This window comes from Enterococcus alishanensis (assembly GCF_019218635.1).
Classification (GTDB): Bacteria; Bacillota; Bacilli; order Lactobacillales; family Enterococcaceae; genus Enterococcus_A; species Enterococcus_A alishanensis.
In genome coordinates, this window is record NZ_JAHUZB010000002.1 from 610,342 (window position 1) to 631,315 (window position 20,974).

Sequence of the window (20,974 nt, forward strand, 5' to 3'; positions counted from 1 at the left end):
TTTTTATTCCTTTTGGCGCATTTGTCTTGAAGCTGAAATATTGGGCCATTCGGAAAGGAATAATCCTAGTAAAGTCAGACAAATACCAAAAAAGGTTTTCAATGATAAAGGTTCATGTAAAATAATGACCGATGAGATAGTTGTTAACATAGGAATTGAGTAGATATAAATAGATGAACGTACAGGACCCAACATCTTAACTGAAAAATTCCAAGTAACAAAACAAGTAGCTGAGGCACCTAGCCCTAAGAAAATAAGATTCCAAAAATTTTCACCATTGGCTAAGCGCGAAAAATCAAAGTGATCGATTGATAGCAATAAAACAGGCAGCATAGTAATTAATCCGTAAAAGAATATTTTCTTGGTCATACCAATCGTACTATAACCGAAGCTACTGATTTTTTTAACAAACAAAGAATAAATTGCCCAAAAGAAAATCGCGATAAAAGCTAAACCATATCCAATTGGATTAACTTGGATAGCGCCATTCAAACTGATTAATGAAATTCCTATTAATGAAAAAATAAACCCCATAATGAACATCTTGTACAGCTTACCTTGCTTTAGTACAAATCGACTCAACAAAGCAGTCATAAATGGGCTTAATGAACCAATAATCCCAACGTTCATAGCAAAAGTATAAGTCAAAGCTACATTTTCTAAGTAATAATAAAGAAAGACCCCAGAAATTCCTGCACAAATAAAATAAAATTCTTCTTTCCAATTTTTAAAAGGAATGATTTTAGGTGAAACAATCGCTAAAGCAATAAAACCTAATAGAAAGCGAATAAACAATATTTCAATTGGTAAAAAGCTTTTTAGTAAAACTTTAGTCGAAACAAAAGTTGTCGCCCAGATAATGACTGTTACGCCTGCAGCTATATGTCCTTTATATTTTTCCACACCATCACTCCTTATTAAAACTTAAAGACACTAGTAGTTTTCTATAAAACTCACCAGCGCCTTTAAATACTCGGTTGCCAGCCATGACCGGCATTTGAAATTTCAAAATCCTTTACTATTTTTTCTTGATTGAACACAACGCCATGTAGTGAACCGCCAAAAACAGCACCACCATCAATCCCAATTTTCCCATCACTTTGCCATAAATCCGTCGTAGTCATATCCTCATAAAGCATTGGTGTAACCGTATGACCAAAAACAATTGTTTTGCCCGTTTGATTTTTTCCTTTAATAAAAGGTTCTCTTATCCATAAAAAATCATGAGGCGAACTTTTTTTCCAATCTTTTTGTACTAAATCCACTCCTGCGTGAACAAAAATATATTTTTCCCACTCAAAATAAAATGGACGCTCTTGTAAAAAAGTAATCAATTCTCCGTAACGACTTTTAATCATCATAGCCATTTCAGTAGGTGAATATTCTTCAATTGCACCAGGGTGTAATAGGCTTTCCATCGTTTCCTTGCCACCATTATGAAAATAATTGGGGCCCCAATCCTCTGGTGCTGCTAAAAATTCTAGAAAATATGCTTCATGGTTTCCCATTAAATAGATAGCATTTTGTTCCTCCACTAATTTTTTTCCTAGTAACCAACAATCCTTGCTTTTCTTTCCGCGATCATTCAAATCGCCGATTAATATAAGCTGTTGCTGAGTTTGATAGTTTTGTAACATCTCTTGAAAAAGGTGATATTCGCCGTGAATATCACCGATAGCAAACACTTCAGTTGGATTGTTTAATTTCATTTTCCAGATACCACAAAATAATTGCCTTCAATATCAACAAAATTAAAGACATATTCTCCACCAATTTGTGTTAAATCTCCAAGCTGAACTGCTTTTTCTTGTAAATCTTTATAAAGTCCCATCACATCATCACTACTGAAAATTAATGCTGGGCTTGGTTCGCTTACCTCATCAGAATTGTTTTCAATAAATGTCCGATCATAAATCATAAAGTGGACAGCACCATTTGGTACCACAGCAATTTCTGCAACTGGTGAACCATCAATTTCATTTTGACTGATAATGACAAAACCAAGCTTCTCCCAAAATGCTGCATATTTTGCTACATCGTTAGCATATAAAATAATCGTTACTTGTTCATTAAACATATTTTCACCTCGCCTCAGTTTAACAAAAATACATCAGGTATGCATCAAAAAAACCAGTGGTTCATCTGATAAAAATCAGACAATTCACTGGTTATTGTTCGTTTGGCGCAAAATTAATTTTTAATCCTGGTCGATCTAAAGCAATTTCAGTTACTTCATAAATCAAACGTTCAATAATTTTAAAAACTGGAATAGCAATTTCGTTGGCTTCTTTTTTTGATAAATCAGACGGCTTCTTAATTTCCCGATTCATGATGTGGATGACTTGAGAGACACTCCCACCAACAATGAATTCTTCAAAAGGAAAAGTAAAGAAAACTCTGACACCAACAATGCTATTTTCTTGTGGGTAGCTCGGATCAGTTGTATTAAGAATATCAAAATTAACATCTAATTTTTGTTCCACCTCTTGGCCCACTGGTGGTATTCCATAATTAAATGATTCGACTGTTTCTGGCTCACGTTGTAATTCCATGACGCACCTCCTTCATAAAATTATAATCAATAATCTAGAAGATGGAAACTAGTTTTCGTAAATTATTTACAACAAAATTTGCTGGAACCTCTTCAAACTGATCTAAATCAAAAAATACTGTGGCAATATCGGCATTTTTTCCGGCTAAAATATCGAGTTTTCGATCACCAATCATAACCGTTTCGTGTCGATCTAGATGAAATTCTTCAATCAATTGATTAATCGCTGTTGGATCTGGTTTACGCGGAAAACCTGATTCAGAGCCAATTATTGCCTCGACATAGTCCGCTAAACCATCACGTTTTAGCAAATCCCAAGTATCATCACTACGTCGATGTGTCAAAATAAAATGTCTGCCGCCTCGTTGTTTTAATTGCTGTAAAGTTTCTCTCGTATCTTCAAAAGGGATGGCTTGATTTAAATAAGATTTTTCTAATCGATGAAAATCTTTGTCAAAATTTGTATTCGTTAACTCTTCTTCTTGTATCAACTGATGGATTGATTCTTTTTTAATGCGACGATAGACTGTCTCTTTTGATAAATCTTTATGGAAAGCAGTTAATGTTTCCATCAAAGCTTGCATCATCACTGGATAACTATCATAAAGTGTACCATCAAAATCCCAAATATAATTTTTCATAAAAGTCCTCACAAAGTTTACATAATTTTTTTATGGGTAATCTTCATTTGCTGATCAAAATCATAAATCATCGCTGTCGCATTAGGAATATCAATTTGGTTCACCTCTAGCGGTGGTACTTCTTCAATATAACGAATCAATGACCGCAAACTATTTCCATGACCAACAACTAAAACTGTTTTTCCAGCTTTTAATTCCGGTACAATTTCATCTTGCCATAGAGGGATGACGCGCTGCTCAGTCTGGTGCAAACTTTCTCCTTTTGGAATCAGGCGGGGATCGAGATTATTGTAACGCCGATCAAAATGATTTATTTTGACTTGTGGAGGCACTTCATCATAGCCTCTTCGCCATTTTTCCACTTGCTCAGCCCCATACTCAGCGGTCATTTTAGCTTTGTTTTTTCCAACTAAGTCACCATAATGACGTTCGTTAAGCCGCCAAGTTTTAAATTCTGGTACCGCACTAGCATTATTTTGTTCTAAAATGAGTTCTGCTGTCAAAATGGATCTTTTCAAAACTGATTCAAATGCAAGATCAATTTGATAACCTGCCTCAGAAATTTTCTTCCCAGCAAGCATTGCTTGTTCTCGTCCTTTTTCAGTTAAATTAACATCTAACCAACCGGTCCAATAATTTGCAAAGTTTGCTTCACTTTCACCATGACGTATTAAAATTAATGGCATAAAATAACCCTCTTTAAACTTTTTTGATAAATTGATTTTGACAATTTTTACATGTCACTTTAATTTTCCCTTTGCCCCGAGGTGCGCGCATTTCTTGTTTACAATTTGGACATTTAAAATACTTAAATTGGCGCTGACTTTTTAACTTTCTCCACCATTTAATCAATTTCTGATTTTCATTACTCCGAGGATAGATTTTTTTGGAAAAGAAACGATAGAAAATGATCCCTAAAATAAATAATCCTAGTAAATCACCTAAATAAAATGGTATCCAGCGTTTAAAAAGTGATAGTATCAGCCAAATGATTAACAAAGTTTTATTGAGTTGATCAAATCGACCATAGCGTCCTCGCATCATCTGTTGATATTTTTGATTTATTTTCATTGATCTTTGTAGCCAAATATTTTTCATAATTGTCCATCCTTATATTTTTCTTCCAGCATAAATCCTTTCAATGAACTCAAAATGAAATATTTCATGAAAATTAGCTTTTTTTATAAATAAAAAAAACGCCAAACATCTTTATGATTTAGCGTATCTCTTCTTTATTTGTTATATATTTTTGGTCCTTTACGCATATTTTTGCGATCATTTTTTGGTGCCGCCATGTCTTTAGATCTTCCGCCACCTTGTTTCTTTTTGATTAATTCTAACATCTTTTCTTTTTGATTCATTTTTTACACCGCCTTTAAAGGTAGAACTACTATATCATAAAAAACCTAATTAGTTTTAAAAAAAATTTAATCTTAATAATTAAAAAAAGACTGCAGCAGCAGCCTTAATTGCTATTTTTCATTTTTGGGGCCCACCAACATTAAGATACCACTAATAATATTGACAAATAATAATGTACATACACCTAACGCTGTTGTGTTTGGACGAACACCTTTATATGCGCGCCAACTCGTAATAGTCATTGGTATCATCCAAGCTAGAGGAATAAGCAACCAAGCACAACCAATCGTCGTTAAAATATTAAAAATAAATGCAATTAACAACATGGTGTCTCCCTCTTGATCAGGATAATTTACTCCTAAAATATCAGAGAATATCTCTTCGTCTTCTGGTTCAGTATAAACTGGTTTTTTTTCAGATAATGTGATGACGGCCCCCTCACCTTCACCGTAAATCTCAACCTCTTCTCCAACGATTGGAACAAAACTAAATTGATGACGCTTAAATTCCATGATGCTTTGATCATCTAACCCGATAAAAATTTTATCCTCTTCAATTTTTATAATTTTTGCCACTTTTTCTTCCTCCTACCAAAAAAATATCTGATACCTAATTATTAATAAATTAAATTCCCAAAAAAAATTTATTTAAAATAAGTATCTTTATATATGTAATTGTGACACAGTAAACCATCATCTTCAAGTTAGTTTTAAAAAAAGCAGCTAAATATATTAGCTGCCAGAAAAATTATTTTATTTTTTTTAATAATGTCACAGATTCCACATGGTTTGTTTGTGGAAATAAGTCCACTGGTTGGATACTGGACGCTTTATAACCTAATGTTGCATAATGTTTCAAATCTCTAGCTAACGTTGCAGGATTACAAGAAATATAAACAATTTTTGCAGGGTTTATTTCAGCTGTTGCATCAATAAAACTTTCAGTCAAACCTTTTCTTGGTGGATCAACGAAAATAACATCTGGTCGGATGCCTTTTTCTACCCATTTATGCATGATATCTTCAGCTTTACCTGTTCGAAAAGTGACATTTTCAAGCTCATTTTTTAGGGCATTGAATTTTGCATCATTAATTGCTTGCTTAACAACTTCTACACCGTAAACATGATGTACCCGATCAGCAAAAGATAAACCAATTGTTCCAATACCACAATAAGCATCAATCACAGTATCTGTTGGCTGTAAATCAGCTAAATCAATGGCTAATTGATATAATTTTTCTGCTTGCTCCGTGTTGACTTGATAAAATGATTGAGCCGAAATGCGATATGTTTTTCCTAATAAATTATCAAAAATATATTCTCGGCCTAGCAATAAGTTTTCTTGACGACCTAAAATGACATTGGTTTTCTCCGTGTTTACATTTTGAACCACCGACACAACCTCTGGCAAAGCTTTTTGGATTTCAGTTGCTATTTCAACACCTTTAAAGAATTTTTCTTTTCGGGTAACTAAGACAACCATCATTTCATGGGAATAATGTCCTCGTCTAATAACGATATGACGCAAAAATCCAGTGTTCTCCTCTTCATTATAAGGTTTTACATTAAATCGACGTAATATATCTCGGACGACCAAAATAGCTTCATCGATTTTTGGATCTTGAATAAAGTAATCTTCAATTGGCAATAACTCATGGGAATTTTTACGATAAAAACCAGTTGTTAGCTCGCCATTGATATTTCTGACAGGAATTTGTGCTTTATTACGATAAGCATAAGGTTTTTCCATGCCAATTGATTCTTTTACTTCAACTTCTGGTAAGTGAGCAATTTTGTCCATCACATGTTTAATTTGATTTTGTTTAAATACCAATTGACTCTCATATTTCATATGGCTCAATGGTGCAATTCCGCTGCGTAATAAATCATGGTTTTCTACAGGGACACGTTCTGGACTTTCTGACAGGCGATTAATTACTTTTCCATAGCCAAATTTTTTACCAGTTTTTACTACTAATAATTCAACTTCTTCACCAGGTAGTGCATTTTCTACAAACAATGCAAAACCGTCAATATGGGCCACACCCATTCCTTCATAAGTTAAATCATCAATCACTATTGTGTAGGTTTCATTTTTTTTAATCAATATTTTTCTCCTTCGTTGTTGAATGCTTCAATCATTTTAATGAATCTGCCGTCAAATTGCAAGATGAAAAAACGACTCTGTCCAAACAGAGCCGCTAATTGTTATTTTTGATCATCTGGAGTATCTTTATCTTCTTCTTGTAACTTTTCAAACTCTTTAACTAATTCTTGACCTGCCTCTTGCTCTTCAAGTTCATCTTCTCCTTGAATAGCAGCATCAGAAATTTCATCAGTGTTAGCAAAAAATTCAATATGTTGATGTAAATTTTCAAAACGCATCGGCGCGTCACCACCATACTCGCCATCTAAATTAATCATCATTCGTTTATTTTCATCTTCAACAGATGCTTCTAAAAAACTAGTTTTAACGTAAAGAACTTTCGGATCATTCACATGTTTCCCACCATTAATTACTAAAGTAATCAAACGGACAATTTCAAATAAATTAGCTGTTTTTACGACAATCAAAGAAAACTTTCCATCATCTAACATTGCATCTGGTGCAATTGTTTCAAAACCACCAATAGAATTTGTCAGTCCCAAGAAAAACATTGAAACATCACCCTGATATTCGCCGCCCTCATATTTCAAATCCACTTTAATGGGTTTGATTCGGGGTAACATTTCCGCACCTTTAGCAATGTAAGCTAAATAACCAAAAATACTTTTTAGCTCTGAAGGCACTTCGTAAGTTAACTCGGTTAAGTAACCAGCAGCTGCAATATTTATAAAGTAAGTATCATTCGCCTTACCGATATCCATTTTGACAGTCTGTTCTTTTTGGATCACTTCAGCTGCGGCTTTTACATTGTTGCGGGGAACTTTTAAAGCTCTAGCATAATCATTGGTTGTACCGGCTGGTATGATCGCAATTTTAGGACGTTTTTCCAAACCTGCGATACCATTGACAACTTCATTGATTGTGCCATCTCCACCTGCAGCAACAATTAAACTAAATCCTGCTTTGGCAGCTCGAGTCGCTTCATTTTTGGCTGAATCAGGCTCTGCTGTCGTGGCAAAGGCGCTGGTTTCATAACCGGCTTGTTCGATTGCTACTAAAATATCGGCAAGGTTATTCCGTAAAATTTCTTTACCGGATACTGGATTATAAATTAATCGTGCTTTTTTCACAGTTGGGCTCCTTCTAGCGTTTGGCTAATTCTTCTTGCAACAATTTGTTTACCACACCTGGGTTGGCTTTTCCTTTAGTAGCTTTCATGATTTGCCCAACCAAGAAACCAACAGCACGATCTTTACCATTTTTAAAATCATCGACTGATTGTTGGTTGTTATCTAAAACTTCATTAATCATTGGCAACAATTGTGCAGGATCTGAAAGTTGAACTAAGCCTTTCTGTTCAACAACTGTTTTTGCATCGCCACCGTTTTCTATTAATTCCCGGAAAACTTTTTTAGCAATTTTAGAACTGATCGTGCCATCATTGATTAAAGTAATCATACCAGCCAAATTATTTGGTGTTAATTTTGTTTGATTTAATTCTATTTTTTCGCTGTTTAAATAAGCGGAGACTTCGCCCATTAACCAGTTAGAGGCTAATTTAGCATCTGCACCTTCTGTTAAAGTACTTTCGAAGAAATCAGACATTTCTTTACTTTGGGTAAGTACCATTGCATCGTATTCTGGTAATTCTAATTCTTCTATATAGCGAACACGACGAGAAGCTGGCATTTCAGGTAATTCTTCCCCTACTTTTTGAATCCATTCATCATCAATGACAAATTTAGGAATATCTGGTTCAGGGAAATAACGGTAATCACTAGAACCTTCTTTAACCCGCATTAAAACAGTTTTGTTGGTTCCTTCATCATAACGGCGTGTTTCTTGTTGAATGGTACCACCAGATAATAAAACTTTGGTTTGACGTTGTACTTCAAAAACCAAACCTTTTTTTACAAAGCTAATTGAGTTTAAATTTTTCAATTCTGTTTTTGTTCCAAATTCTTCTTGTCCATAGGGACGTAAAGAAATATTGGCGTCACAGCGCATTGAGCCTTCTTCCATTTTAACATCAGAAACACCAGTAAATTGAATGATTGAGCGTAAAGCATCTAAATAAGCATACGCTTCTTCTGGCGAACGCATATCGGCTTCAGATACAATTTCAATTAATGGTGTGCCTTGACGGTTCAAATCGACATAAGAATATCCACCGATACCATGCATATTTTTACCAGCATCTTCTTCTAAATGAACTCGTTCGATCCGGATTTTCTTCTTTTTACCATTTACATCAATTTCAATCCAACCATCATGACCGATTGGTTCATCAAATTGAGAAATTTGGTAAGCTTTGGGATTATCGGGATAAAAATAGTTTTTACGGTCAAAATGCATATGTTTTGAAATTTGGCAGTTTAAAGCTAAGGCTGCTTTCATACCAAATTCAATCGCTGCCTTATTCATTACTGGTAAAACGCCAGGATAACCCCAGTCAATAATATCAGTATTTGTATTTGGCTCTGCACCGAAATGAGCTGGTGCTGGAGAAAAGATTTTAGAGTTTGTTTTTAATTCTACATGGACTTCAAGCCCGATGACTGTTTCTAAATTCATTAATCGTTACCCCCTAAAATCACAGGTTTTTGTTTATGGAAATCTGTTGCTTGTTCAAAAGCGTAAGCCGCTTTATACATCGTGTTTTCGTCAAAATGTTTACCAATTAATTGTAACCCAACTGGTAGACCTTCAGAAAATCCTGCTGGAATTGACATTCCTGGTAAACCTGCTAAATTGACTGGAATAGTTAATATATCGTTCATGTACATAGTAATTGGATCATTAATATTTTCGCCGATTCCAAAGGCAACAGTTGGTGCAGTTGGCCCAATGATTAAGTCATAATCTGCAAAAACTTTATTAAAATCTTCTTTTATCAAAGTACGAACTTGACCAGCCTTTTTGAAGTATGCATCGTAATAACCAGCAGATAGTGAGAAAGTCCCTAGCATAATCCGACGTTTCACCTCTTCACCAAAGCCTTCACTCCGTGAATTGACATATACATCTTCTAAATCTTCTACTTTTTCTGAACGGAAACCGTAACGAATACCATCAAACCGTTGTAAGTTTGAACTTGCTTCGGATGAAGCAATAATATAGTACACTTGTACGCCATATTTTGAATGAGGTAAACTAACTTCTTCAACTGTGGCACCCAATGCTTTAAAAGTTTCAACGGCTTTTTGAATTGATTCTCTGACACCCGCATCAATTCCTTCACCTAAATATTCTTTCGGTAAAGCAATTTTCATTCCTTTAATGTCACCAGTTAAACCAGCTGCAAAATCTGGGACAGAAGCACCAGATGATGTACCATCTTTTTCGTCATAGCCAGAAATAGCATTTAAAACTAACGCATTGTCTTTAACATTACGTGTAAATGGTCCAATTTGATCTAATGATGAAGCAAAAGCAATTAAACCAAAACGAGAAACCCGGCCATAAGTTGGTTTCATGCCGACAATGCCGTTAAATGATGCCGGTTGGCGAATTGAACCACCAGTATCACTACCAAGAGAAGCAGGTACTTGTCCCGCAGCAACAGCAGCTGCTGAACCACCAGAAGAACCACCAGGAACTTTAGAATGATCCCAAGCATTTTTCGTTTTTTTGAAATAAGAGGTCTCAGTTGAACCACCCATCGCAAATTCATCCATATTTAATTTTCCAACTGGGATCAAATCATTTGCATAGATTTTTTCCATTACTGTTGCATCATAAATTGGGTTGAAGTTAGACAATATTTTTGACGCAGCAGTTGTTAAAATATCCTTGGTTACGATATTATCTTTGATTCCAATCGGAATTCCTGCTAATACATTATCTTCGGAAATACCTTTCAGGTCGATAGCTTTCGCTTCTTCCAATGCTTTGTCTTCATTTAAAGTAATAAAAGCTTCAACTTTTTCTTCAGTTGCCTTAATCCGATCAAAGGTTTCTTTTGTCAAATCAGTAGCTGTAATTTCTTTTGAAACTAGCAGGCTGTGTAATTCTTCAATTGATTTATCAAATAATTTTTCCATTATGCGCCTGCCCCTCCATCATCAATAATTGCTGGTACTTTAATGAATCCATCTTCAGATTCTGGTACGTTTTTCATTAGTTCTTTTCGCGACCAACCATCATGGGCCACATCTTCTCTCATTACATTTACTGTTTCGACAACATTTGAAGTTATTTCGACACCTTCAGTATCTACTTCACTTAGTTGTTCTACCATATCAATAATTTTTCCTAATTGATCAGTAAATCCAGTTAATTCATCAGCGGAAAAAGAAAGTTTTGCTAATTTCGCAACATGCTGGACTTGTTCTTCGTTAATTGCCATAATATCCCTACTTTCAATGTGTTTGCTAATATTGACTCATTTTATCATATCTTTTTAAGAATGCGCACTTTTTCTCGTCGAAAAAACGATAGCGAGTCTATGATACTCAATAGTTCTTGCTATCGTCAACTGTCTTTCTGAAAAAAATATGAGTTTTTGTTAAGTTTGTGCATCCTTTAATGCATCAACCAGCTGTGACTCATTCCAAACAGTCACACCTAAATTTTGCGCTTTGGTTAATTTACTACCCGCGTCTTCACCTGCTACAACAACATCAGTTTTCTTCGACACACTCCCAGTGACATTACCACCTAATTGTTCGATTTGTTCTTTTGCTTCTTCTCGAGTAAACTCAGTCAATTTACCAGTTAAAACGATTGTTTTTCCTTTAAATACTGAATCGACTTCTTCTAAATCAGATTGACGAACACCTAGATAAGTTAAATTCACCCCGTATTTTTCTAATTCCGCCATTAATTCATGGACTTCTTGATTTTCAAAATAAGTAATTAAACTATCCGCAATTGTCTCACCTAAAGTATTTAAGGTGATGACTTCTTCCTTACTAGCTTTTGCAATATGAGCTAAATCGCCAAAATGTTCTGCTAAAATACCAGCTGCCTTTGCACCTACATGACGAATACCTAAGCCAAACAATAATCGTTCAACTGAATTATTTTTACTTGCCTCGATGGCGTTTAAAATATTTTCAGCAGATTTATCTTTGATCTTATCTAGTGTCAGGAGCCGCTCTTTATCTAAGTTATATAAACCAGCTACATCAGTAACTAAGCCCTTGTCAAACATTTGTGCTAACACTCTTGGTCCCAAGCCATCAATATTCATTGCATTTCGAGAAACAAAATGACTCAAACCTTCTTTAATTTGCGCTGGACACTTTGGGTTAATACAACGTAGAGCAACTTCTTCATCTAAATGAACCAATTCGCTGTTGCAAACCGGACAATGGGTTGGAATCTCATAAGGTTGACTATCATCTGGTCGTTTATCTAAAATCACTTGTGCAACTTCAGGAATAATATCTCCCGCTTTATAAATACGCACCACATCATTGATCCGAATATCTTTTGCTTTAATATAATCACTATTATGAAGACTTGCTCTGGCGACTGTTGTTCCAGCTAAGCGAACCGGCGTCATGATTGCAGTCGGTGTTACTACACCTGTTCGACCAATTGTCCATTCAATATCATTTAAAGTTGTTTCAGCTTCTTCTGGTGGGAATTTATAAGCTGCTGCCCAACGAGGCGCTTTGACGGTAAAGCCTAATTGATCTTGCAAAGAGAATTCATTCACTTTTATTACAATCCCATCAATGTCATAAGCTAAATCAGCTCTTTTCTCATGGTAACTTTCAATATAAGCCCAAACTTCATCAATCGTGTTATAAACTTGATGCTCTGGATTGACTTTGAAACCCAAACGACTCATTTCATTCAAAGCATCATCTTGAGTTGTAGCAGCCAGCGGACCAAAATCAGCTAAAGTGTAAAGAAAAGTACTTAAATTTCTACTGGCGGCTACTCGAGTATCTAATTGACGTAAGCTTCCAGCTGCCGCATTTCGTGGATTGGCAAAAACTTCCTTGCCTTCCTCTTCTCTTTTCTGATTCAATTTAACAAAAGAAGCTTTCGGCATGTAACATTCTCCACGAACTTCGATTGACAAAGCCTCAGGTAAAGTTAATGGAATAGATTTTACAGTCTTCAAATTCTCAGTAATATTTTCTCCAACAGTACCGTCTCCTCTAGTTGCCCCTTGGACAAAACGGCCATTTTCATATTTTAAAGAAATGGATAAACCGTCAATTTTTAATTCACAACAATAACTAACTGGATGCCCCACTGCTTTTTGAACTCGTTCATCAAATGCCACCAATTCTTCTTTATTAAAAACATCGTTCAAACTATAAAGTGGCGTCTCATGAACAACTTTTTCAAATCCAGCTAAGATCACACCGCCTACTCGTTGCGTGGGTGAATCCTCGGTAATTAAGTCAGGATATTGAGTCTCTAAATCTACCAATTCTTGATATTTTTGATCATAAACATAGTCTTCCACTGAAGGTTTATCTTCTACATAGTATTCATGCGCATATTGATTTAATTCTTCTCGCAATACTTTACTTTTTTCTTCGGCTTGTTGGAAAGTCATTTCAGCCATAGTAACCTCCTGTTATTTTGCTTAAGTAATTTATTGACACATTTTTAATTAAATTTTTTCAATTGGAGCAAAGGCGGCCAATAAACGTTTAATTCCTTGTTGGGGAAATGCAACATCTAATTCTATATCTTGAGCATTTCCACTAACTTTTACGACAGTACCAGTTCCCCATTTTTTATGGGCAACCTTATCACCTAATTGCCAAGCTACATTTTCTCCACCAGAAGCTTGTTTACTTTGAACTGCTGGTTTGGTAGCATGCTGATACTTGGGTTTTTGATAAGATTGGAATGGACTATTTGATTTTGTTGGTTGCGCCTGAATACCCGTTTGGTTTAATAGACTGTCATCAATTTCTGCCACAAAACGAGAGGGAGAATTGTATTGAGTCTTACCATATAAAGTTCGTGAAAAAGCATTAGTCAAGTACAATTGGTTTTCTGCTCGTGTAATCCCAACATAGGCCAAACGACGTTCTTCTTCTAATTGCGCTTCTTCCATTAAAGAACGACTTGATGGAAAAATTTTCTCTTCCATTCCGACTAAAAAGACCACTGGGAATTCTAATCCTTTTGCGGCATGTAGTGTCATTAATGTTACTTGTGCGCTTTCTTCTTGATAATCATCTAAGTCTGAAACCAAAGCTAAATCATTTAAAAAGACGGCTAGTTTTTCTTCTGGTTGATCACCATCCTCAACAGCTTGCTGAGATCGTTTATCAAATTCTTGCGTAACAGATCTAAATTCCTCTAAGTTTTCTAGTCGCGATTCTGCTTCTAAAGTACGCTGATTTTTCAGCTCGGCTAAATAACCGGTTTTTTCTAAAATTTGATCTACTAAATCCGTCACTGGCAAATAAATAATCATTTCTTGGAATTGGCGAATCATTTCTCCAAATTCAGCCAAATTGCGACCAGCTTTACCTGATATATTAGCTAAATCGACATTTTGAGCAGCTTCTACCAAAGACCAGTCATGAATAGCTGCAAACTCCCGTAATTTATCAACTGAGCTTGGACCAATTCCCCGCTTTGGTACATTGACAATTCGCTCAAAACTCACCGCATCTCTTGGATTATTAATAATATTTAAGTAAGCAATAATATCCTTGATTTCTTTGCGATCATAGAACTTGTGACCACCCACCATAGTATAAGGAACATTAGCTTTAACTAAAGTATCTTCAATTACACGAGATTGTGCATTGGTCCGATACAACACTGCAAAATCATTAAAATTACGATTATTTTGATGCATTTGATTACGGATTTCACTAACGATAAACTGTGCTTCATCTCGTTCACTGTCAGCACGATAATAAGTAATTTGTTCCCCTGATTGATTATCAGTCCACAAATCTTTTGGCCGCCGATTAGAATTGTTTTGAATTACTTCATTGGCTGCCTGTAAAATATTTTGTGTAGAGCGATAATTCTGCTCCAATAAAATCACACTGGCATTAGGATAATCTTTTTCAAAATCCAAAATATTTTGCATGTCAGCACCACGCCAACCGTAGATACTTTGATCCGCATCACCAACAACGCATAAATTTTTGAAACGAGCGGCTAAAAGATTAACCAAAGTGTATTGAGCATGGTTCGTATCTTGATACTCATCCACATGCAAATAGTGGAATTTATTTTGATAATAAGTTAAGACATTTTCATGTTCAGAAAACAACCGAATTGTATTCATAATCAAATCGTCAAAGTCCATACTTTGATTATTACGCAAAGCTTTTTGGTAAGATTCATAACACCGAGCGACAATTTCTTCAAAAAAAGAGCCTTGCATTTCAGCATATTGATCCGGTGTAATTAACTCATTTTTCGCATTACTGATCGTCCCTAAAATTGAACGGGGATCATATTTTTTTGGATCAATATTAAGATCCTTTAAAATACGTTTCATCAAGGAGAGTTGGTCAGAGCCATCTAAAATTGTGAAATTCCGGTCATAACCAATCGCATCGACATCTCTTCTTAAAATTCGCACACACATGGAGTGAAAAGTTGAAACCCAGACATCTTCCCCACCTTTTCCTAAAATAGCATTGACCCGCTCTTTCATTTCACGAGCAGCTTTATTGGTAAAAGTGATCGCTAAAATATTCCAAGGATTAACTTCTTTTTCTTCTATTAAGTAGGCAATACGGTGAGTTAAAACCCGCGTCTTCCCACTACCGGCGCCAGCCATAATTAAAAGCGGGCCTTCTGTATGAAGCACCGCTTCTTTTTGCTTTGGATTAAGTCCAGTTAAAAGTTCTTGCTTATTTGGCATGCAAAACTTCCTTTCATCATTTCAATCTCACCCATTATAACATCTAAAAAAGAGGGATAAAACTGACAACCCTTAACTTATGAAATATTCTCTTGAATTTCTGAAAAAACAGAGCTAAATTAAATAAGGCATTAGGAGGTGAAACAAATGAAAGAACACGAAATAAAAAAATTAGATCATACAAAATTAGTATTCATTTTAAAAGGATTAATCATTGGTGGTATTTCTGGGATCATCGTAAGTCTCTTTCGATTATTGATTGAGGTAGCAGGTGAAAAAATTGTTGGGATTTATTTATTTTTGCAAATTCACCGTTGGTACATCATTCCCTGGCTGATTCTCATGATATTTTGTGCAATTTTTGTTGGGAAAATTGTTCAATCGGAGCCTGATATTAAAGGAAGCGGGATTCCGCAAGTTGAAGGAGAACTACAGGGGGAAATCCATCAAAATTGGTTCGCTGTCTTATGGAAAAAATTCTTAACAGGTGTCCTCTCAGTTGGCTCAGGTTTATTTCTAGGTCGAGAAGGTCCGTCTATTCAACTAGGAGCAACAGTTGGCCAAGGATTTGGGCATTTTTTTAAAGCCACCCCAGCTGAAAAGAAAATTTTCATTTCCAGTGGTGCTGCTGCCGGATTATCAGCTAGGAGCAACAGTTGGCCAAGGATTTGGGCATTTTTTTAAAGCCACCCCAGCTGAAAAGAAAATTTTCATTTCCAGTGGTGCTGCTGCCGGATTATCAGCTGCCTTTAATGCACCCGTGGCTGGACTATTATTTGTTCTCGAAGAAATTCATCATAGCTTTTCACCACTCATGTGGATTACATCCTTAACTGCTGCATTAAGTGCCAATCTTATTTCATTAAATTTTTTTGGTTTAAAACCGGTTCTATTTTTTTCTGAAGTCCCTTCGTTACCTTTAAAATATTATGGACATTTAATTCTTTTAGGTGCCTTACTAGGGATATTTGGCTTCATCTATCAAAAGGTACTATTGTCCTTAGCTAGTTGGTATCAAAAAACACATTTACCAGAATTTTTATACGGATTGATTCCTTTTATCCTAATTATTCCCATTGGAATTTTTTTCCCTCACTATCTTGGTGGTGGGAATCAAATTATTATTTCTTTAGGTCTAAACAACTTCTCGATGCAATTTTTATTAGGCTTATTTCTTTTGCGTTTTGTTTTTTCGATGATTTCTTATGGAGCAAGCTTACCAGGAGGAATATTTTTACCGATTTTGACATTAGGAGCTATTATAGGCGCCATATACGGCACTTTAATTCATCAATTTTTTGGCGTTGAAAGTATCTATATTCGTGATTTTGCAATTTTTGCAATGGCAGCATACTTCACTGCGATTGGAAAAGCACCATTGACCGCCATCATTCTAGTTACAGAAATGGTCGGCAACATAACACATTTGATGCCTTTAGCCGTTTGTTCCTTATGTGCATATATTATGAATGACTGGTTAGGTGGTAACCCGATTTATGAATCTCTGTTGGAACGCTTGGTTAAACACAATAGTCCCAGTATTACTGGTATTAAAACAGTTTTTGAATTTCCTGTTAATGCCGAGAGTAATTTAGATGGTATCTTGGTTCGCGATTTTAATTGGCCACAAGAAATGTTACTAATCTCGATTCTACGTGGATCAAATGAACTTTTAACTCATGGTGATACCGTCATGAAAGCCGGCGATATTTTAATGATTTTAACCGACGAAGGTAATCTATCTAACATCAGAAAATCAATTACAACCTATTCGCAACTAAACCAATGACCGTAATCATTGGTTTTTTTCTTAAAAATGTTTATGGACGTTTTTGAATGTTTTTGATTGATTAGGTCATTTAATTGTGCTATGATGTTTTTGAGGAGGAATGGAAATGCTTACAGAAGAGCGACGAAAAAAAATACTAGAATTATTAGATGAACATAATGTTGTGAAATCTCAAGATTTAATGAATCGTTTACAGGCTTCAGAGTCAACCATTCGTCGTGATTTGCAAGAATTAGAAGATGATGGTCATTTAAAGCGAGTTCACGGTGGTGCAACGAAAATGCAATTTTTAGATGATGAGCCTGCCTTCTCTGAAAAATCATTCAAAAACATTCAACAGAAACAAGCAATTGCAAAATTAGCCAGTCAAGAAATTGATGATGGCGATATTATTTATTTAGATGCAGGAACAACAACAATCGAACTTATTCCTTATTTAAAAGATATTGTCGTCACTGTTGTGACCAATTCAGTTGGTCTGGCTGCAAAATTAGTTGAACATCAAATCAACACAATTGTTTTAGGCGGCCGAATCAAATTAAAAACTGATGCTGTTATCGGCTCTCAAGCGATGGCGCAACTGAGTCAATATCGTTTTGATAAAGCCTTTGTCGGAACTAATGGTATTTCAATAAAAACCGGCTACACCACGCCAGATCCTGAAGAAGCAGCACTAAAACGACTAGCTATCCAACAGTCCGAAAAAGCATTTATTTTGGCAGATTATTCTAAATTTAATCAAACAACATTTGTTCAAATTACTAAACTTTCTGAAGCAATCATTCTCACTGATCGATGTCCGACTGAACTTTACACTGACATCGCTAAACAAACTACTATTAAGGAGGTTTCTGTATGATTTATACAGTGACACTAAATCCTTCTATTGACTATATTGTACATGTAGATCAGTTGAAGATTGGCGATATCAATCGCATGAAAAATGATTTTAAATTACCTGGCGGAAAAGGAATTAATGTTTCACGAATTTTGGCAAGGATCAATGTTCCTTCTACTGCCTTAGGTTTCATCGGCGGCTTTACTGGAAGCTTTATTAAAGGTTGGCTAAAAGAAGAGAATGTTCAAACCAATTTTACTGAAGTCAGTGACGATACGCGTATCAATATAAAACTAAAAGCAGTTGAAGAAACTGAAATAAATGGCTTAGGCCCAGATGTTTCAACTGCAGAAATGTTACATCTAAAACAAATTTTAAAAGATGTCACCAAAGATGATGTAGTTGTCTTATCTGGTAGTAAACCAGCCAGTGTGCCAACCGGCTTTTACCAAGAATTAATAGAAGTGATTAAGTCAACTGGTGCTGAATTTGTGATTGATACTACTGGAGCAGATTTAATGGATGCTTTACCAAGCGGTCCACTTTTAGTGAAGCCTAACAATCACGAATTGGCTGAATTATACGAGACAACTTTTGATTCAGTGGAAGATATTTTCCCGTACGGTGCAAAATTGTTAGCTACTGGTGCAAAACACGCACTTGTCTCAATGGCAGGTGATGGTGCTTTACTATTTACTGACGATGCCGTTTACTCAGCTAATGTATTAAAACGTTCAGTAAAAAATTCAGTTGGTGCTGGTGACTCAATGATTGCTGGTTTTGTTGGTGCTTTTGTTAAATCGAAAGACCCAATTGAAGCATTTAAATGGGGCGTCGCTTGCGGCAGTGCAACGACATTTTCAGATGATTTAGCAACAGCTGATTTCATTCAAGAATTATTACCTGAAGTTATTATTACTAAGGTGAAATAGGAGGAGAAAAAATGGATATCAAAGATTTATTAGTAAAAGATGCAATGATCATGGATTTAAAAGCAACTGATAAACAAGGCGCAATTGATGAAATGGTCCAAAAAATGTACGATGCAGGTAGAATTTCTGACGTAGAAATTTACAAAGAAGGTATTCTTAAACGAGAAGCACTCACTTCAACTGGTCTAGGCGATGGTATTGCAATGCCCCATGCTAAAAATAGTGCTGTAAAAGAAGCCACAGTTTTATTTGCTAAAAGTAAAAATGGCGTAGACTACGAAGCTCTTGATGGTCAACCAAGCTACTTGTTCTTCATGATCGCTGCTCCAGAAGGTGCAAATGATACGCATTTACAAGCCTTAGCTTCTCTTTCGAAATTATTAATTGATCCTGATTTTGTCGCACAATTAAAAGAAGCTAACACACCTGAGGAAGTTCAAAATTTATTTGATACAGCTGAAAAAGCCAAAGAAGCAGAAGAAAAAGCTGAAGAAGCGGCAGAAAATGAGTTAAAAGATTTTAATCGTCGCTATATCGTTGCTGTTACAGCCTGCCCTACTGGTATCGCCCACACATATATGGCAGAAGATGCTTTAAAGAAAAAAGCGAAAGAAATGGGCGTTGATATTAAAGTTGAAACAAATGGTTCAGAAGGAATCAAACACCGATTAACTGATGAAGATATCGCTCGTGCTGATGCCGTTATCGTTGCAGCAGATAAAAAAGTAGAAATGAATCGTTTTGCTGGAAAAGAATTAATCAACCGTCCGGTTTCAGATGGCATTCGTAAACCAGAAGAATTAATCAATCTTGCTTTAAGTGGTAATGCACCAACTTTTAAAGGCGATGGATCAGAAACCGCTTCTCAATCCACAGAAGAAAGTGGATCAGTTGGACAAAATATTTATAAAGATTTGATGAACGGCGTTTCTCATATGTTGCCATTCGTAATTGGTGGCGGAATTATGATTGCCTTGTCATTCATGATTGATCAATTTATTGGCGTTCCTTCCGCTGAATTAGCAAACTTAGGTAACTATAACCAAGTGGCTAGTTGGTTCAATCAAATTGGACAATCTGCCTTTACCTTCATGTTACCTGTGTTAGCCGGATTTATTGCTTCAAGTATTGCTGACCGTCCTGGTTTAATTGGTGGTTTTGCTGCTGGTTTCTTAGCTAATCAAGGTGGTGCTGGTTTCTTAGGCGCTTTAATTGGTGGTTTCTTAGCTGGTTATGTGATTGTCTTCTTGAAAAAAGTCTTTAAAGGCTTACCAAAATCATTAGACGGTATTAAAACAATCTTATTCTATCCATTCTTTGGATTACTGATTACTGGATTTTTAATGTTATTAGTCAATGTACCGATGAAAGCTATCAATGATGGTCTAAATGGTTTCTTATCTGGTCTAGGTGGATCAAATGCAATCTTACTTGGCGCTTTATTAGGCGGCATGATGGCAGTCGATTTAGGTGGACCAATTAATAAAGCTGCATATGTATTCGGTACTGCAACGCTTGCTTCAACAGTTGCAACTGGCGGTTCAATCGTCATGGCAGCAGTCATGGCTGGCGGTATGGTTCCTCCTTTAGCAATTTTCGTGGCAACTCGTTTATTCAAAAGTAAATTTGAAAAAAGCCAAATTGATGCTGGTTTAACAAATATCGTAATGGGCTTATCATTTGTAACAGAAGGTGCGATTCCTTTTGCTGCAGCCGATCCAATTCGTGTTATTCCAAGTTTCGTAGTTGGTTCTGCTTTAACTGGTGGACTAGTCGGTGCTTTCGGTATTAAATTATTAGCCCCTCACGGCGGAATCTTCGTTGTTCTATTATTAAGTCATCCAGTACTCTATTTAATCTTTATTGCGATTGGCGCCATCGTCTCTGGTGTGATCTATGGATTAGTTAAAAAACCAGCAGCTTCAGCTGTAACTGAATAA

The 20,974-nt window shown here is 35.7% G+C and carries 19 protein-coding genes and 1 pseudogene; 4 read left to right on the plus strand and 16 right to left on the minus strand.

Going from position 1 to position 20,974, the window contains the following annotated elements:
- Positions 1–3: 3 nt before the first annotated feature.
- The 16 genes from KUA55_RS18645 to pcrA form a co-directional block, all read right to left on the minus strand.
- Complete coding sequence (locus tag KUA55_RS18645) at positions 4–903, minus strand: DMT family transporter (protein ID WP_218325376.1); 900 nt, start codon at positions 901–903, stop codon at positions 4–6.
- 62 nt (positions 904–965) lie between these two features.
- Positions 966–1,709 (minus strand): metallophosphoesterase family protein, encoded by a 744-nt coding sequence (locus tag KUA55_RS06545; protein ID WP_218325377.1) that lies wholly within the window; start codon positions 1,707–1,709, stop codon positions 966–968.
- A complete protein-coding gene (locus tag KUA55_RS06550; RefSeq protein ID WP_218325378.1) occupies positions 1,706–2,077 on the minus strand; it encodes a VOC family protein in 372 nt (123 codons plus the stop codon). The genes KUA55_RS06545 and KUA55_RS06550 overlap by 4 nt, the downstream gene beginning before the upstream one ends.
- Positions 2,078–2,168: 91 nt before the next feature.
- Positions 2,169–2,552, minus strand: coding sequence for a DUF1149 family protein (locus KUA55_RS06555; RefSeq protein ID WP_218325379.1), 384 nt, complete (start codon positions 2,550–2,552; stop codon positions 2,169–2,171).
- A 34-nt stretch (positions 2,553–2,586) separates the two neighbouring features.
- Positions 2,587–3,192, minus strand: a complete 606-nt coding sequence (locus KUA55_RS06560) for an HAD-IA family hydrolase (protein ID WP_218325380.1) — start codon at positions 3,190–3,192, stop codon at positions 2,587–2,589.
- 17 nt (positions 3,193–3,209) lie between these two features.
- On the minus strand, positions 3,210–3,878 hold the full coding sequence (locus tag KUA55_RS06565; RefSeq protein WP_218325381.1) for a 2,3-bisphosphoglycerate-dependent phosphoglycerate mutase: 669 nt from the start codon (positions 3,876–3,878) through the stop codon (positions 3,210–3,212).
- 13 nt (positions 3,879–3,891) lie between these two features.
- Positions 3,892–4,290, minus strand: a complete 399-nt coding sequence (locus KUA55_RS06570) for a hypothetical protein (RefSeq protein WP_218325382.1) — start codon at positions 4,288–4,290, stop codon at positions 3,892–3,894.
- Between the two features lie 134 nt (positions 4,291–4,424).
- Positions 4,425–4,553 carry a hypothetical protein gene (locus KUA55_RS18500; protein ID WP_281419010.1) on the minus strand — a complete coding sequence of 43 codons (129 nt, stop codon included), beginning with the start codon at positions 4,551–4,553 and terminating at the stop codon, positions 4,425–4,427.
- A gap of 111 nt (positions 4,554–4,664) precedes the next feature.
- Positions 4,665–5,129 carry a hypothetical protein gene (locus KUA55_RS06575; protein ID WP_218325383.1) on the minus strand — a complete coding sequence of 155 codons (465 nt, stop codon included), beginning with the start codon at positions 5,127–5,129 and terminating at the stop codon, positions 4,665–4,667.
- Between the two features lie 172 nt (positions 5,130–5,301).
- The gene (gene rlmD / locus KUA55_RS06580) at positions 5,302–6,663 is read right to left on the minus strand and encodes a 23S rRNA (uracil(1939)-C(5))-methyltransferase RlmD (RefSeq protein ID WP_343214710.1); all 1,362 of its coding nucleotides are present in this window, start codon (positions 6,661–6,663) and stop codon (positions 5,302–5,304) included.
- A gap of 98 nt (positions 6,664–6,761) precedes the next feature.
- Positions 6,762–7,790, minus strand: coding sequence for a diacylglycerol kinase (locus tag KUA55_RS06585; RefSeq protein ID WP_218325384.1), 1,029 nt, complete (start codon positions 7,788–7,790; stop codon positions 6,762–6,764).
- A gap of 13 nt (positions 7,791–7,803) precedes the next feature.
- Complete coding sequence (gene gatB / locus KUA55_RS06590; RefSeq protein WP_218325385.1) at positions 7,804–9,234, minus strand: Asp-tRNA(Asn)/Glu-tRNA(Gln) amidotransferase subunit GatB; 1,431 nt, start codon at positions 9,232–9,234, stop codon at positions 7,804–7,806.
- On the minus strand, positions 9,234–10,703 hold the full coding sequence (gene gatA, locus KUA55_RS06595; RefSeq protein WP_218325386.1) for an Asp-tRNA(Asn)/Glu-tRNA(Gln) amidotransferase subunit GatA: 1,470 nt from the start codon (positions 10,701–10,703) through the stop codon (positions 9,234–9,236). The genes gatB and gatA overlap by 1 nt, the downstream gene beginning before the upstream one ends.
- Positions 10,703–11,008: an Asp-tRNA(Asn)/Glu-tRNA(Gln) amidotransferase subunit GatC gene (gatC, locus tag KUA55_RS06600; RefSeq protein ID WP_218325387.1), complete on the minus strand. Its 306-nt coding sequence runs from the start codon at positions 11,006–11,008 to the stop codon at positions 10,703–10,705. The genes gatA and gatC overlap by 1 nt, the downstream gene beginning before the upstream one ends.
- 159 nt (positions 11,009–11,167) lie before the next feature.
- Positions 11,168–13,192: an NAD-dependent DNA ligase LigA gene (ligA, locus tag KUA55_RS06605; RefSeq protein WP_218325388.1), complete on the minus strand. Its 2,025-nt coding sequence runs from the start codon at positions 13,190–13,192 to the stop codon at positions 11,168–11,170.
- 48 nt (positions 13,193–13,240) lie between these two features.
- Complete coding sequence (gene pcrA, locus KUA55_RS06610) at positions 13,241–15,475, minus strand: DNA helicase PcrA (protein ID WP_218325389.1); 2,235 nt, start codon at positions 15,473–15,475, stop codon at positions 13,241–13,243.
- A 147-nt stretch (positions 15,476–15,622) separates the two neighbouring features.
- Between pcrA and KUA55_RS06615 the strand changes: the two are divergent.
- The 4 genes and pseudogenes from KUA55_RS06615 to KUA55_RS06630 all read left to right on the plus strand — a co-directional run bounded on the left by KUA55_RS06615 (position 15,623) and on the right by KUA55_RS06630 (position 20,974).
- Positions 15,623–17,264 (plus strand): annotated as a pseudogene (locus tag KUA55_RS06615) (ClC family H(+)/Cl(-) exchange transporter).
- 106 nt (positions 17,265–17,370) lie between these two features.
- Positions 17,371–18,123, plus strand: a complete 753-nt coding sequence (locus tag KUA55_RS06620; protein WP_218325390.1) for a DeoR/GlpR family DNA-binding transcription regulator — start codon at positions 17,371–17,373, stop codon at positions 18,121–18,123.
- Positions 18,120–19,034: a 1-phosphofructokinase gene (pfkB, locus tag KUA55_RS06625; RefSeq protein WP_218325391.1), complete on the plus strand. Its 915-nt coding sequence runs from the start codon at positions 18,120–18,122 to the stop codon at positions 19,032–19,034. Before KUA55_RS06620 ends, pfkB begins: the two co-directional genes overlap by 4 nt.
- Positions 19,035–19,045: 11 nt before the next feature.
- On the plus strand, positions 19,046–20,974 hold the full coding sequence (locus KUA55_RS06630; protein WP_218325392.1) for a PTS fructose transporter subunit IIABC: 1,929 nt from the start codon (positions 19,046–19,048) through the stop codon (positions 20,972–20,974).